The organism is Chryseobacterium sp. 2P (assembly GCF_059579425.1).
Genome location: NZ_CM184194.1, coordinates 153,678 through 170,449, shown reverse-complemented (window position 1 = coordinate 170,449; position 16,772 = coordinate 153,678). Strand labels below are relative to the sequence as shown.

Genomic DNA, 16,772 nt, shown 5'->3' with positions numbered 1-16,772 from the left:
AAGCACAGACCAAAATCTGTGCTTTTCTATTCTTAAAAATCCATCTACTTTTTTGCGGCAGGCTTCTTTGTTGCCGTTGTCTTTTTGGTAGTGGTTGTTTTCTTAGCGGTTGTAGCTTTCTTTGCCACAGGTTTCTTTTTCTCTGCAAAAGCTTTCGGATCCTGATCGGTAATCCATTTTTTAACCTCATCAAGAGAAATTTCTTTTAACTCCTCTCCTTCATATTTGGTATCATCTGCTTTTCTCGGAATCTTGAACATCGCCTTTCCGAATTTGATGAAAGGTCCCCATCTTCCGTTTTCAATAGAGATCTTTTCTTTTTCCCATTGCTGGATGTATCGGTTCGCTTCTTTTTCGAGTTTGGCATCAATTAATTCATTGATGTCGCTTTGAGAAAGGTTTTCAAAATCGTATCGTTTTGGAACGTTTACGAAAATATCTTTGTACTTGATGAAAGGTCCGAATCTTCCCGTTCCTTTCGTTACCGGTTCACCTTTATAGGTTGCAATCGGCGCATCGGCGATTTTCTTTTCGTTGATAATCTCTTCTGCACGTTTCTGATCTATAGAAAGCGGATCTTCCCCTTTCGGAATGCTGATGAACGTTTCTCCCCATTTCACATACGGTCCGAATCTTCCGACTCCCACAGAAACCGGCTGTCCGTCCACTTCATTTAAATCGAATGGAAGCTTGAACAGTTCCAGCGCTTCTTCAAAAGTAATGGTTGCAATATTCTGTCCCGCCATTAACGAGGCAAAGATCGGTTTTTCTTCATCGTCTGTTTCCCCGATCTGAATCATTGCTCCGAATCTTCCGATTCTTGCGTGAACATTTTTCCCTGTTTTCGGATCTACTCCCAGAAGTCGGTCTCCCGTTGCCCGGTCTGCATTTTCTTCTACATCTTCAATTCTCGGATGGAATTTCGAGTAGAAATTCGTCATCATTTCTTTCCATTTCTGGTCACCGTTTGCAATTTCGTCGAAGCTCTCTTCTACTCTTGCCGTGAAACCGTAATCTAAGATTTCTTTAAAATTATCGGTTAAGAAATCACTTACAACTTCACCCGTGTCCGTTGGAACGAATTTATTTTTATCCCCTCCGAATTTTTCATCAAGGACTTCTTTTTTAATGGTATTGTTGGTTAAAGAAATTTTCACCACTTCTCTCGTCTGCGGTTCAATTTCTCTTTTATCCACATATTCACGGTTCTGGATAGTCTGAATGGTCGGTGCATACGTCGATGGACGACCGATTCCCAATTCTTCCAGTTTTTTTACCAGACCTGCTTCGGTATATCTTGCGCTCGGTCTTGTGAATTTTTCGGTTGCGGTTATTTTTTTATAGTCTAAAATTTCTCCTACGGTAACTTTCGGAAGCAATTTTTCGTTGTTTTCTTCGTCATCTTCTTCAGCTTTTACAATTCCGTAAGCTTTCAGGAAACCGTCGAAAATAATGACTTCACCCTGTGCTTCAAAATGCTGCGGAAGTTTTGCGTTCCCGATTTCAATTACCGTTTTCTCAATTTTAGCATTCGCCATCTGAGAAGCGAGTGTTCTTCTGTAGATTAACTGGTATAATCTGTTCAATTGGGCATCTCCCACTGTTTTCACAGCGAAATCTGTAGGACGGATCGCTTCGTGCGCTTCCTGTGCAGAAGCCGATTTTGTGGTATAATTTCTCGGTGCAGAATATTCCGCTCCGTATTCTGATATAATTTGTTTTTTTGCGCCTTCAATCGCTTCCTGAGAAAGGTTTACCGAGTCGGTTCTCATATAGGTAATGTATCCTTCTTCATATAATCTCTGCGCAAGACGCATCGTGTTCGTTACATTATATCCTAGTCTTGAAGAAGCTTCCTGCTGCAATGTAGAAGTGGTAAAAGGTGCAGAAGCAGAACGTGTTCCGGGTTTTGTTTCAACATTTAAAACTTTAAACTCGGTGGTTTTTGCCTGTTCTAAGAATTTTTCAGCCTCTTCTTCTTTGTCGAAATCCTTTTTAAGTTTCGCAGAAATTTCCTGCTTTGTTTTATTTAAGAAAATTCCGTCCAGTTTAAAACTTGCTTTCGGTACAAACTCACGGATTTCTTTTTCTCTTTCCACAATTAATCTTACGGCAACGGACTGTACTCTTCCCGCAGATAATCCCGGTTTTACTTTTTTCCATAGAACCGGAGACATTTCAAAACCTACGATCCTGTCGAGAACTCTTCTTGCCTGTTGAGCGTTGACGAGATTCTGATCGATATCTCTGGGATTTTCAATAGATTTCAGAATGGCATTTTTGGTAATTTCGTGGAAAACAATTCTTTTTCTGTTTTCGGGCTTCAGTTTCAGCTCTTCTGCCAAATGCCATGCAATAGCTTCTCCTTCACGGTCCTCATCGGAAGCCAGCCAGACCATATCGGCTTTTTTCACGGCAGCTTTCAGTTCGGTTACCAATTTCTTTTTGTCGGCAGAAACTTCGTAATCCGGACTGAAGGTCGACAGATCAATCCCCATTCCTTTTTTAGGCAAATCCCGGATGTGTCCGAAGCTTGATTTTACCTCGAAATCCTTACCTAAATACTTTTGAATAGTTTTTGCTTTTGCCGGTGACTCAACGATTACTAAATTTTTCGACATTCCAGAAATTTTTGCAAAAGTAAAGTTTTTTTATTAGATAGTTTTTTTGAATTACATTTTATTTAATAATTCAAGCGGCGCAACGAAGACTCTGTAGATAATTCCTTCGAAAGTAAAGCCCTTTCCGGACATCTCTACTCTATATAATAATGAGAAAATAATGATGAAAAGGGTAATGTAAAATTTACGGCTGATCACAATGGGTTCGAATGCGTAAATGCTGCGTTCTTTCCTTAACAGCAAAGCAAAGAGGACAATTATGAGCATCATGTGAATATACATCCATCTTCCCCAATCGATGGCGAGATAAAACAAGGGAAATGAAAACAAAAAGGCTGCGATTAACAATATAGATAAAATCTTTCGGTTGTTTAGAAATTTTAAATAATACCCGATATGAAAAATACTTATTGCTAAACTTAAAAAATAAAGAACATATTCGCTGCTGTGCTGTCTGATATAATCTCTTTCATTGATGTTCCAATAAAAAATTCCGTAGGTAGGATGAACTCCTCTTTCACAAAGAATCTGAAGAGATCTTCCTTCGTTTACATTTTTACCAAAAGCCAGGATTAAAAGCGTGGGGATTCCAACGGAGAGAAAATATTTGAGATATCTTTTAAATTCAAATTTTCCTGTTTTCAGATATAAAGCAATCGCAAAATACGGGACGTAAAACAAAACAACTTCGTGCAGAAAGGTCGTTACGAAAAGTGCAATACAGAAAAAATATTCTTTGTTCTTCGATAGTTTGTCGTTGTCTAGCAAATAGGCAAACCATGTAAATAAAAGAAAAACGATAAATTCTTTTTTTCCGACATAGGTTACTGTATTTAAAAGTCCCACAAAACCAATGGAAGACAGTAAAAGTGAAAAATAAAGAAGATCGGTGACTTTATACCGGATAAGTTTGGTATACAGCCAGAAAAATCCTGAGATAATTAAAAACTGAACAAAATAAACAAGATAATTCAGCCGTAATCCGGTAAGATCCTGCAACAGGAAAAAGAAACTTCCGGAAAGACCTCTCCTTTTAAATCCTCCATCCTGATAATTGATGAGCCAGTCTCCAAGAATATATCCGTCGTCCTTAAGATTGTAATAGTAAGTGAATACAAGCGTATAAACAGCCGTAACTGCAATTAAAAAATAGATACCAATTTTAATATTGAAATTCGATACGACTTTTTCTAGCCTCATAATGTGTTTTGAAAAATTTGGAACAAAAAAAGAGAAACAAAACAGCTTTCAGTTTGTTTTCATTATTTAAGACTCAAAAATAATGATTTTAACTTAATTACCGTTTTATTTCTCTTCGGGTTGCTATTTTATATCAATTATTCCTTAATGATTTTTACTATCTCTTTTGAATCGTTAATTCTCAGCAAATAGGTTCCGGTCATTAATGACGAAAGACTGGTTTTTCCGTTTTCAAATTTTCCGGATTTCACCAGTTGTCCGGACATATTGTAAATCTGATAATAATATCCGTTTCTGCTATCCGGTGTTTTGATGTACAGTTCCTCTTTTACAGGATTCGGAAAGAAGGAAATCTTATCCTCTCTAATCGCCTGAACATCATTTTTACTTAGAGCCGCAGAAGGCTTTGAAGCTGGCAAAGAAGTGATCTGAAGCTTAGGAATTACCCCTTCTTCATTTCCTTCGGCATCATATTTAATTTTTACGCAACGGCAGCTCATCCCGAAATACGGATCGTTGTTATCATGAAAAGCGATCATTCGGTTGGCGGTAGAAGCGGCATCAAATAAAATATTAACCGGTCTTCCGATATAATTTGAATTCAGAGCGGCAGTCCACACTCCGGGATACTGATAATTGATGAAATTATACGTTCCTGTTGCCGTTTGGTTTGCTGTTACACTTCTGAAACCACGCGATCCGGAATTCGGATAGTTTCCTGTTTTGTAAGACGAATCGTTAAACATATATCCGATGGTATAACTCGCAGAAGCACTTCTTCTAACTCTCTGTCCCAGATAATCTGTAATGATGCTGTATGAAGTGGCTGCATTTTTATCTTTTTTATACCATGGAGTGAATCCGAAATCCTGTCCCGTTGATATCATAACTCCGGTAAGATCAGGAATTCTCCATCCTTCCGGACAAGGATCAAACGGCGATTTTTTGCCTCCTCTTCCCCATCGGTCGGGAGCAAGATTGGGCTCATTGGCGAGCCAGTCTGTTCCGTTGGTATAAACCGGAGTTGTGCTGTTATACGGTGCAAATGCACTCGGAATCATATAAACCAAAGGATTTTTCACAGAGTACGACAATACTTTTGAAACTTTGTCTGAAATTTTATCCGCCGCCAAAACATTGGCGTTTGCCGAATTGCTGTAGGTATTGTAGGGCACAATATAATTTCCGGCTAAATCATTATAGGAAGCCGCAGAAAGTGTTGTGTAGGTTAAAGTTCCATTTGCGGTATTTCCAAGATAAACAGGATAAGACGTTCTGTCGTCTGCATATTGGAAGATCGGCAACGGATCTTTCCTTCCCCACTGATAATGAAGTCCTGTGGAAGCTTTAATTTTTGCCAGTTCTGCTGCAGTTGGCGTTAACGGATTCGCCACAACAGGAAAAGCATCGGTCGCGCCAAGATTTCTATCCATAAATTCTGTCTGAAAAACATTATCTGCCTTCGGAACGTAATTTACATAGTTCGTTACTGAAGTTATGGGTAATTCTGTTGTATAATTATAAGAACCTACCGCCGTATCAGTTATCCAGATATGCCATGACCAGTACACCGGATTGGTGATGCTACCGTTATGCAGAGTTACCACCGCATTTCCGCTCTGGTTTGGATTAATGGTAACTGCAATTTTGGAGGAAGAAATTGCCCCCAGAGAAGCCGGTGAAGGATTAACAATGGTAACACTATTCACTAAACCTGTATTGGTTGTCCACAGAACATTGGCTTTAAGATTATTAAAGTTAACTGAGTTTAAAATATCTTTGTTATTCAGAAGCTGACTTTGTACAGAAAAGGCTTTGCTAACAGGAATTTCCACGGTAAAAGCTGAAGTATTTTTTACCACCTGATACGTATTCGGGTTATTCAAACCTTCACGATATTCAGTTTCGGAAACGATATATTCTGTAGGGAAATCATATTCGTTTACCACATACAGAGGATCTTTTATACATCTGCAGCCTGCAGCATCTGTTGTAGAATTTCCGGCAAGCGGAAAATACCAGTACCGACCTTTTACATCAGGATAATTAGAATCCGGAATATCCGACTGCATTTTATCAGGAATTAAAAACAGTGTTCTTGCTCCTACCGAAGGCGTGGAATCAAAATGTCTTGCCATCGTTGCGGTCCATAAGGTGGTCTGATGCTGATCCGTAAACTGCCCCTGATGCGCATTCCAAACAATTGCTCCCGTTCCGGGAAAAATTCCCATATCCAAACCTCCCGCATTTGAAAGATCAAAACCGAAATTTGGATACAGCTTAAAATTGGTCATAAAACCTGGTGTTACTGAATCCGTAGGCTTTATTTTATGGTAATTATTGCTTTCGAAAACATTTTTGGACATATTTGTTCTTACGCCAAAAGGAGAAAAATCTACACGGATATCATCAACATAAGCAGGCGACGCTAAATTGGCTACCAATACCGAAGGAATACGCCATCCGTTCGGACAGGGATCGTAAGGAGATTTGCTCCGGTAAGGCTGCGCACCAATATCTTTATTATATCCTGAAGTAACTTTTCCAAGAGAATTATCTGACCAAAGATTGAGTTCCGGTAGCTGGCTGTCATTTAAGCCCGGCATTCTGCCAAACCAATTAACCATAAGATTTGCATTGTTGTTATAATAAGCAATTCCTGAGTTATCATCTTTATTGACGTAGATTAAACTCAAAGGATTTTTTACCGACAGCTTCAGATTATTGGAAACCGTTGCATTGGAAAGCAGTACAAATTTTCTTAAATTATCAAAATTAGCAGCTCCTGTAAAGTTTTTGGCTCCCCTATGTCTAACCCTTCCTATTGATCCTGAAACTTCGTAGAAATCATTCCCCCGGTAAACCAATGGCGGAATGGGATCTTTTCTTCCCCACTGATACAACAGTCCTCCGTTCCTGTTCCAGTCGTTTGCAGTGATAGAACTGCTTATCGCTCCAAGATTCCTGTCCATCCATTTCCATTCCTCATCGGGAATCGTTTCGATGGTTCCGTCTGCTTTTTGTCTTTTCACCTCGGGATAACTTTTATAGGCAGATCCGTTGGAAGGGTCATCTGTAACCCAAACGTGCCACGACCAATAGATTTCTCCATCTACCCTGAAGGCAATGACAGCATTTCCCTTTTTAGATTTATTTACCGGAACTTTAATTTTAGCATATTCTCCGGAATCTATTATCTCAAGCTGATAAACAGGATCCGATTTTATTAAGCCATGAACATCCTCCCAGAGAACATCTGCCGTTATTTTACCGGAAGGAATTCCTGTTCCGCCCAGTAATTTATCCTGTCCCCACATTGCATAAGCTTTTTTTACTGGAATGTAAATACCACTGCTGCTTTGTGTTGGGTCAAAAATATAACTGTTGGGCGCTTTTGTCCAATCCGCAGCTAATAATTTTCCATTAATGGTAACAAGATGATCTTCTTTTTGTGAAGATTTCACTAAAGAATCTGAATATGAGGAATATATTTTTTTTGATACTGTCCAACCAGAGTTCTTTGTTTCAGGACTTTCTTTTGCATAAGCTTCATATGCAAACAGGCAACTTATAAGTGCCGCAAGATTTGTAAATGACTTTTTCATATCCTTGAATTTGTGATGTTATCAAACTAGTACAACATTTAAACCCTTATTAAAAAAATCAGATTATTTTATAAAAGTACATTATAATAAAATAAATTTATAAAACAATTATCTACAATTTATAATTACAGATGCTAATATCTCATTTCAAACTTAGGTTATACGAAATTAAGGCATTTTTCATCAACTTTTTACATATTAGTTATAAAGTTGAATTAATTTTAATACTCTGATAATTCGGCAGATAATTAAATAAAAAAGACAACGCAAAACAGCATTGTCTTTTTTATTTATAAAGGTCTGAAGCCATTTTATGGTAAAATATGATTCTTATAAAGATCCCATGTGAAGTTTCCGTTTACAATATTCTTAAAGCTTGAGAAAACGACAAAGTTGAACACTGTAAGAGCGATTATAAAAGCATAGATCAACTTTTTTGTATTTTCCGAAACCACGTACATTGCATTGGGAATGATAATATATGCAAAACCGATGAATACTCCCGCAAGTCTTGAAGAGAAAATAGGATTATCTCTGAAAATGAAATAAAAACAAACCCCGATTACAACATAAGCACGATGGTATTCATAATAAGGAAATTTCTCTTTCATCTTTTCATCAAAAACAAAAAGGAAAAAGGTGAGAATTGCCATCATCACTTCAGGAATACCGATCGCCCCGTTAAGCCTTTCCACCGTTTCATCTACATAACCGTTAAAACCTATGGAAACGGTACTGTCTGAAGCAATACTCGTCATAAAATCCCCAAAGACGCGATACACTTCAAACGGAGACAGGAAAACAGAGGTAATAATCATAAAAAGCATTACAAATCTGTTCAGCGGTATTCTTACCAACCAGTACATCGGTATTAGGATATAACAAACCGTATGCACCCCCGCTGCAAGATAGATACAGAGAAGATAAGCAATCAGTTTTCTTTCTTTAATGTATCTTATTCCAAAATAAGCAATAAATGAAGCAAGATTTTGCCGGATCTGACCGCTTTCCCCGATAAAAAAGCCGGGAATGAACATGAAAAGCATAAAGGTAAACGGATAAAACGTATTATCATCCGTATATTCTACTTTAAAGTAAACGGCGAGAATGGCAATAACCAAGGTTAGAATATAAAACGGCGCATCGAAGACATTCAGCAAAATTTTATTGATGAATACATACAGCCACTCTACTTCAATCGGCTGAGGCCCCTTCATTCCCAAACCCTTCATAATGAGCGAGATGTAATCTTTGGTATCCGAATACACGTAAATCCCACGATAACTACCGTAATCCGGCCCTACCTGATCGCGAAGTCCTGCAATAATCATGAGATATATTCCCAAGAACCAAAGCCATTTTTTTTCAACCTTACCATGAAAAACTTCCTGATAGCTGAAAAACAGCATATAGAGAATGGCAATAATATAATATGGATGCAGTAAACTCATCTTTCCGGTAAACTATTTTTAAACTGATAAGAAGCCGTTACGATTCCCGTAATCAGCAAAGGCATAAACAATCTGGTTTCCCAGAAAAGCCCTACTAAAGTAATCATTAAAAGATACGGCAGCGCAAAAAACAAATATTTTTTCATCATTATTTTTCCGGTATCATCAGAAAAACTGTAACTGAAATAGATACCTAAAATTCCGAATAAAAGTCCTGTAAGATTATAAGGACTTGTGAAATTTTTAATTAAATAAATTCCCTCCACAAAAGAAGCTTTCTGCGGAATAACCAGCCTTAAAGCAATGTAAGGAAGCACAAACGCAATCACCAGCAAAAAAGTTTCTTTTATGAAAGCGAAATTCCTGTTCTTCAGATTTTCAGGATCAATAAAAACCGCTGCAAAAAAAGCGATATTGAGACAGGCAGTTTCCCGCACAAAAGTTGAAATAAATATCACAATACTTAATCCCAATAAATCCGTAGGTTTTTTATGCTGTAAATATTTTAACGTTAAAAACATTCCAAAAACATAGAAAAAGATCGCGATACAGTCGCAATTGGTCGGAACATACTGAAGAATAACGATAAAAAATACAGCAATAAGATGAACCATTCTTCTGATTTTCCGGTTTGAAAGAATTTCTACGGGCTTCAGTTCAAGAATTTTATCTAAAATTACTGAAGTCAGAAGAAAAAAGAAAACATTGATTAAAAATGTACTGTGGTAAAACAACGAACCCTGCTTCAAAAGAAAACTTTTTGCAAAAGGAAGATCATTATTTACAATGGAGGTTATCGCTTCTGTAACGTGTACACTGAGGTAATTCGGGATTACACGATATGCATAGACCGACGAAAACATAAAATCCGGCGCTTTTTCCCAAGACTTGATTCCTACAACGTAAGAAGTCTCAAATCCGTAATAGGACATGAAAAAGAGAAGGAAAGGAAAGATTATAATAAATAAAAATCCGTTTATTTTTTCATCAAATAGTTTAAACATATCAAAACCTAAGTTCAGACTTAGTCAATTTTTGTTTTAAAACACGCTTCATCAATTGGGAACTTTTGCAAAAGTATATTTTTTTTTCATTTTTACTAAATATTTTATTGATTTTCAGATAAAACTTGTGATAAAAAATTTTGAACTCCCCCCGAAAAATTTAAATTTGCAAACCTGATTTTTATAATGTAATGCATCGTTTTTTCATATTTTTATATTATCTGATCTCTAAAAACAAACTTCTGTCCGTATTTTTTTCGGTCGGAATCGCCGTTTTGTGTGTCTTTTTCGCTTCAAAAATCAATTTTGAGGAAGACATCAATCAGATTATTCCTAAAAACGAAAAATCCGATCTTACCGCAAAAGTTCTGAAACAGCTCAATTTTTCAGACAAGATCATCGTGATTATCGAAAACAGATCCAAAGAAGAAAATTTTCAGCTTTCGGAGACTGCGGATGCCTTTTTACATCAAATTGAACCTCTGGAAAAATACATCGGTTCGGTTCAGGGAAAAGTAAATGACAGTGAAATTTCGGAAACCTTTGATTTCGTCAATCAGAATCTGCCTTTATTTCTGAATGAAAACGATTACAAAGAAATTGAGAGAAAACTTCAGAAAGACAGCATTGCCAAACAGGTTGAAAACAACTACGTTTCTCTGGTTTCGCCCACCAGTCTTGTTACCAAAGAATTCATTAAAAAAGATCCGCTCGGAATAACTTTTCTGGGAATCAAAAAACTCAATGCTTTAAACATCAGCAAAGATTTTAAGCTGGAAGACAATTACATCGTAACCAAAGACGGAAAAAACCTGCTGCTTTTTATTGATCCCAAAAACAAAAGCAACGACACCAAAAACAACGAAACATTTGTTAATCAGCTAAATACCATCAAAGAAAACCTCAACGCAAAATTCAGAGGAAAAACAGAAATCAGCTATTTTGGTTCGCCTGTCATTGCGGTTGCGAATGCACAACAGATCAAAAAAGACATTCAGAATACGGTTATTATTTCAATGACTGTGCTTCTTCTGATCCTTATTTATTATTTTAGGAATGTTTTTACACCGATTATTGTATTTCTTCCGACGGTTTTTTCGGTTTTACTCGCTCTTTTGATTTTGTACTTTGTTAAAGATAAAATTTCAGCAATTTCTCTGAGCGTGGGAGCCATTTTGATAGGAATTACGATTGATTACGCCCTTCACATTCTGACGCATTACAAACACAACAACAATATTGAAGAGCTTTACAAAGAAATTACGCAGCCTATTATTTTAAGCAGCGCAACAACAGCCGTTTCTTTTTTATGCCTTGTTTTTGTACGTTCGGAAGCATTGAAAGATCTGGGACTTTTCGCTGCCATAACGGTTATTTTATCTTCCGTTACGGCTTTAATTATCATTCCGCAACTGTATCATCCGAAGAAAAAAGAAAAAGCAGTCAATGCAAATTTCATCGATAAAATCGGTTCGTATCCGTACGAAAAAAACAAACCTTTAATTATTATATGTTCGGTTATTATCATTGCGTGTCTTTTCGGATTCAGGAAAGTAGGTTTTAACGAAGACATTGGCGATCTGAATTATATTCCGAAAGATTTAAAAATAAGCGAAGCAAAACTTCAGAAGTTATCCGATATTACGTCAAAATCCATCTACACGATTTCTTACGGCGATTCCGAAGAACAGGCTTTATCGAGAAATTCTGAGCTGAGCCAATTTTTAGAAAAAGAAAAAAAAGAAGGAAAAATTTTAAGCTACAATTCTCTCGGAAATGTAGTTTTGTCTGAAAAAGATCAGCAAAAAAGAATTGAAAACTGGAAAAAATTCTGGGATGAAAATAAAAAGAATCAAACTGTTTCTGAATTAATTAAAAACGGAAATCAATTCGGATTTAACAATTCTGCCTTTGATCAGTTCAATGAAAATTTAAATAAAAACTATTCTACATTAACTTTAAAAGACTACGAAAAGGTAAAAGCACTCCAGATTTCTGAATTTCTGAGTCAGGAAAACAATTTTTACACGGTTTCCAATGTGGTAAAAGTAGACGAAAAGAAAAGAGATGCCTTCATTAAAGACGTTGAAAAAAAGCATGATGCTTTGGCAATCGACCGTCAACAAATGAACGAAAACTTTCTGGGTTTGTTGAAAAATGATTTTAACACGTTAATCAATTATTCCCTTTTGGCGATTATTTTAACGATTATTGTGTTCTTCCGTAATTTTGAATTAACGGTTCTCACGATGTTCCCGATTGTTTTAACGGGAGTCGTTACAGCGGGAATTCTTTACTTTTTAGGTCTGGAACTGAACATTTTCAGCACCGTTGTCTGTACTTTGGTTTTCGGAGTCGGAGACGATTTCAGTATTTTTCTTACGCAGGCGATGCAGAAAGAGCATACGACAGGAAAAAACGAACTTCCAACGTACAGAACATCCATTATTCTGGCGGTTTTCACGACCATTTTATCCATCGGTTCATTAATTTTCGCCAAACATCCTGCTTTGCATTCATTAGCTTTGGTGGCTTTAATCGGGATGTTCTCCGTGATCATCATCACCTCAACCTTATATCCGTTCTGGTTCCGTTTGCTGATTACGAACAGGGCTAAAAAAGGACTTTCGCCGGTTACCTTCAGATTATTTTTCAATGCAGTATTGTCTTTCCTGTATTATGGATTGGGCGGATTGCTGTTTTCCGCCATCGGAAGCATCTTTGTGAAGCGATCGAAAGGCAAAACATTAAACTTTATTAAATTAATTTTAGCGAAGTTTTTAACTTCTGTTCTTTATACGAATCCATTTGTAAAGAAAAAGCTCATTAAAAACCCGAATGAAGATTTCATCACACCTGCAGTCATTATCGCCAATCACACTTCGTTTCTGGATACATTGGCTCTAGCCATGACAACGCATAAAATCATTTATCTGGTGAATGACTGGGTGTACAACTCTCCTGTTTTCGGAAAAATCGTGAGAGCATTAGGATTTTATCCCGTTTCTCAGGGTATTGAAAACGGAATGGAAAAGCTGAGAGAAAAAGTAGATCAGGGTTATTCTCTGGTTGTTTTTCCGGAAGCAGAACGGTCTTACACCAATGATATCAAAAGATTTCACAAAGGAGCTTTTTATATCGCAGAAGAATTCGGACTGGATGTGGTTCCGGTATACATTCATGGAAATTCTGAAGTACAGCCGAAAGGAGACTTTATCATTTATGACGGTTCAATTACCGTAAAAGTGGGCGACAGAATTGATAAAAATGACGAACGCTTCGGGAAAAACTATTCCGAAAGAACGAAAAAGATCAATGCTTTTTTCAGGGAGCAGTTTGCGAAGTTACGAAGTGAGCTGGAGGATGAAAATTATTTTAAGAAAAAACTCTTCCTGAGCTATCTGTATAAAGATAACGAAGTTGTACAGGAAGTAAAAGAAGATTTTAACAAAAATAAATCGGTTTGTTTTGAACTGAATAAACACCTTCCGAAAGACGCCAATATTCTGCACATTGCAGATGATTTCGGGCAGAAAGATGTTTTACTCTCGCTTCAGCAGGCGAGCCGAAGAATCTTCAGCTTAATGAAAGATGAAGAAAAAAGACAAATCGCCGAACAGATTTATTTGGTAAAAAGAAGGAAAATTAAATACATAAAAAACAGTACGGAAATTGATAAAAAGATAGATATTCTTCTGGTTTCAGATAAAAACTTCAAAGCAGACCGAATGGAAAATCTTCCTGAAACCATCATTTTTATGAATGTGGAAAATACGTTACCGGAAAATAATAATTATACACTGAAATTCAGTTCAGAAGCTTTAAAAGTATTTCGTTCTGAATAATAAATATGAAAAGCATATTTTTGTAAACGATTAAGGAGAACCCATGCAAAAAGATATACTCGTTATATACTATTCACAAACCGGACAGCTTACCGATATTGTAAAAAATATTGCCCGCCCTTTTGAAGCCAAAAAGGAAGAGTACCGTGTAACATACTACAACATTACGCTGAAAAAAGACTTCCCTTTTCCGTGGCCGAATGATGTATTCTTCAATACCTTTCCGGAATCTTATCTTCAGATCCCGAGTGAAATTCTGCCGCCACCGGAAGAAGTGGTTAACAAAAAGTTTGATTTGATTATCTTTGGTTATCAGGTTTGGTATTTAACACCGTCCATCCCGATCATTTCATTCCTGAAAAGTGGTTTTGCGGAAAACATCCTGAAAGATACTCCGGTTGTTACCGTTTCGGCAACGAGAAATATGTGGATGTATTCTCAGGAAAAACTGAAAGTATATTTAAAGAACTTAAACGCCAAATTGGTAGGAAATATCGCTTTGGTAGACCGACACGACAATTACACCAGTGTTCTTACGATTCTTCGCTGGATGACCACCGGAAAAAAAGAAAAATCGGGAATTCTTCCTGCCGCCGGAGTTTCGGATGAAGAAATAAAAGGTTCTGTAAAATACGGAGAAACTATTGAAAAACATTTCAGCAGAAATGATCTGGATACTTTACAGCCTGATCTGGTGAGAAACGGAGCCGTGGAAATCCGCGCTTTTCTGGTAAGAGTGGAAAAAGTGGGAAACAAAATTTTCACCATCTGGTCAAACCTCATCATGAAGAAAAAAGAAAAACGACCATTGCTTATTAAATTCTTTAAGGTATATTTGATGGCTGCGATATGGATCATTTCACCTATCGTATTGGTTTTACACTTATTAACAACACCTGTTTTCTGGTTTAAAAGAAAGAAACAAAGAGAATATTTACAAGGAATTAATTTAAAATAGAATGTACGACGTATTTATAACAAAAGCATCAAAATACCTACCCAATGAGCCGGTTTCTAATGATGAAATGGAAACGTATCTTGGTTATATAAACGGTGCAAAATCTAAAGCGAAAGCTCTTATTTTAAGAAATAACAAAATTACGACAAGATACTACGCGTTAGATAAAGAAGGAAATCCTACACATACCAATGCCCAGATTACGGCAAAAGCCATTGAAGGACTTTTTGATGAAAACTTCAAAAAGGAAGACATGAAACTATTGTCTGTGGGAACTACTTCTCCGGATCAGCTTCAGCCTTCTCACGCATCCATGGTACACGGCGAACTGAACATCGGGAAATCTATCGAAATAAATACCGCAACCGGATTGTGCAACTCCGGAATGAATGCTTTGAACTACGGATTCCTTTCTGTAAAAGCAGGAGTTCAGGATAAAGCAGTCTGCGCAGGTTCCGAGAGAATGTCGGCTTGGATGACGGCAGATAAATTCAACCATGAAGCAGAAAATCTGGCTTTACTGGAAGAAAGACCCATCATTGCTTTCAAAAGAGAATTTTTAAGATGGATGCTTTCCGACGGAGCAGGCGCTTTTTTACTTGAAAACAAACCAAGAGAAAACGCAACAAATCTTAAAGTAGAATGGATTGATTTCTATTCTTACGCACACGAGATCGAAGCCTGTATGTATGCAGGATGCGAAAAACAGGAAGACGGAAGCCTGAAATCATGGGCAGATTATCCGTCCGACGAATGGCTGAAACAGTCTATTTTTGCATTGAAACAGGACACAAAAATTTTAGATAAATATATTCTGGTAAAAGGTGCTGAAAGTTTAAGATCATCTTTTGATAAGCATGAACTTGATCCGGAATCAGTCGACCATGTTTTGGCGCATATTTCTTCAGGATACTTTAAAGAAGGGCTTAAAGAAGAATTTGCCAATGTAGGATTGGATTTCCCTTGGGAAAAATGGTATTACAACCTTTCTGAAGTTGGAAACATCGGAGCAGGTTCTATCTTCATCGCTTTAGAAGAATTAATGAATTCCGGAAAGCTGAAAAAAGGAGAAAAAGTATTGCTTTGTGTTCCTGAAAGCGGAAGATTCGCTTATTCCTGTGCTTTGCTAACGGTTTGCTAATGGAAAACAAATTACCAACCTCCGATCAGGACTTTGTGGAAAGCTTAATTCCGCAGCGATTTCCTTTTGTGATGGTCAACAGCATTTCAGAATATTTAGAAAGCCACCTGATTTCAGGTTTTGAAATTAAAGAAGACAATATTTTTGTTCAGAACGGCATTTTTCAGGCTTCAGGTTTGATAGAACATCAGGCGCAGAGTGTTGCTTTACACACCGGCTATAAATTTTACCTCTTAGGAAAAGAAGCTCCTACAGGATATATCGGAGCCATTAAAACCTTTGAAGCGTATACTTTACCAAAATTGGGCGATACCTTAACTTCCGAAGTTTCTATTATCAATGAAATGATGGGCGTAACTTTAGTAGATGTTGTAACAAAGCTAAACGATGAGGTTATTGCAAAATCTCAAATGAAAACGGTTGTAATGTAATGTATACTTAGGTAGACCTCATAGGTTTTTGAAACCTATGAGGTCTGGTAAAATAAAATAGAAATTTCAATGAAAATCAAGGAAGAAAACATCATCAATATCCACAACTTTCTCCCGCATCGCGAACCGATGCTGATGACAGATTACATTCTGGAATTGACGAAAGAAAAAGTGATTACTTCCTTTGAAATAAAAGAAGACAATATTTTTGTTCACGATAATGTATTCGTTGAAGCAGGACTCATAGAAAATGCAGCACAAACCTGCTCCTCAATTTTAGGGCAGAGCTTTTTTGAAAATCCTGAAACAGAAACAAAAGTAATTGGCTTCATTACCAACATAAAAAAAATTGAAATATTTACTTTGCCCAAAGTCGGCAACAAAATCATTTCAAAAGCATCATTGGTTTCGCAGTTTGAAAATATCTGTCAGATTTTTTGTGAGACATTCAATGATGATGAATTGCTGATAAGAGCAGAAATTACTCTATTTATTCAGGAAGTAAAAAATTAAGCA

10 protein-coding genes are annotated in these 16,772 nt (G+C 36.9%); 5 read left to right on the top strand and 5 right to left on the bottom strand.

Going from position 1 to position 16,772, the window contains the following annotated elements; genetic code table 11:
- Window positions 1-44: 44 nt before the first annotated feature.
- The 5 genes from topA to AC52CF_RS00760 form a co-directional block, all read right to left on the bottom strand.
- Entirely contained in the window at window positions 45-2,621 is a 2,577-nt protein-coding gene (topA, locus tag AC52CF_RS00780; RefSeq protein WP_375181364.1) for a type I DNA topoisomerase, read from the bottom strand.
- A gap of 51 nt (window positions 2,622-2,672) precedes the next feature.
- A complete protein-coding gene (locus AC52CF_RS00775; protein WP_375181365.1) occupies window positions 2,673-3,821 on the bottom strand; it encodes a hypothetical protein in 1,149 nt (382 codons plus the stop codon).
- 137 nt (window positions 3,822-3,958) lie between these two features.
- On the bottom strand, window positions 3,959-7,426 hold the full coding sequence (locus AC52CF_RS00770) for a T9SS type A sorting domain-containing protein (RefSeq protein ID WP_496517731.1): 3,468 nt from the start codon (window positions 7,424-7,426) through the stop codon (window positions 3,959-3,961).
- A gap of 311 nt (window positions 7,427-7,737) precedes the next feature.
- A complete protein-coding gene (locus AC52CF_RS00765; RefSeq protein ID WP_214587503.1) occupies window positions 7,738-8,877 on the bottom strand; it encodes an EpsG family protein in 1,140 nt (379 codons plus the stop codon).
- Complete coding sequence (locus AC52CF_RS00760; protein WP_496517730.1) at window positions 8,874-9,881, bottom strand: hypothetical protein; 1,008 nt, start codon at window positions 9,879-9,881, stop codon at window positions 8,874-8,876. The genes AC52CF_RS00765 and AC52CF_RS00760 overlap by 4 nt, the downstream gene beginning before the upstream one ends.
- Before the next feature lie 191 nt (window positions 9,882-10,072).
- Between AC52CF_RS00760 and AC52CF_RS00755 the strand changes: the two genes are divergently transcribed.
- From AC52CF_RS00755 to AC52CF_RS00735, 5 genes are all read left to right on the top strand, one after another.
- Entirely contained in the window at window positions 10,073-13,726 is a 3,654-nt protein-coding gene (locus AC52CF_RS00755; protein WP_496517729.1) for an MMPL family transporter, read from the top strand.
- Window positions 13,727-13,769: 43 nt separating this feature from the next.
- Complete coding sequence (locus tag AC52CF_RS00750) at window positions 13,770-14,684, top strand: dialkylresorcinol condensing enzyme DarA (RefSeq protein WP_496517728.1); 915 nt, start codon at window positions 13,770-13,772, stop codon at window positions 14,682-14,684.
- Window position 14,685: 1 nt separating this feature from the next.
- Window positions 14,686-15,825: a dialkylresorcinol biosynthesis protein DarB gene (gene darB / locus AC52CF_RS00745; protein ID WP_185207106.1), complete on the top strand. Its 1,140-nt coding sequence runs from the start codon at window positions 14,686-14,688 to the stop codon at window positions 15,823-15,825.
- On the top strand, window positions 15,825-16,256 hold the full coding sequence (locus AC52CF_RS00740) for a hotdog family protein (protein WP_496517727.1): 432 nt from the start codon (window positions 15,825-15,827) through the stop codon (window positions 16,254-16,256). The genes darB and AC52CF_RS00740 overlap by 1 nt, the downstream gene beginning before the upstream one ends.
- A gap of 69 nt (window positions 16,257-16,325) precedes the next feature.
- Entirely contained in the window at window positions 16,326-16,769 is a 444-nt protein-coding gene (locus tag AC52CF_RS00735; protein WP_496517726.1) for a hotdog family protein, read from the top strand.
- Window positions 16,770-16,772: the final 3 nt, after the last annotated feature.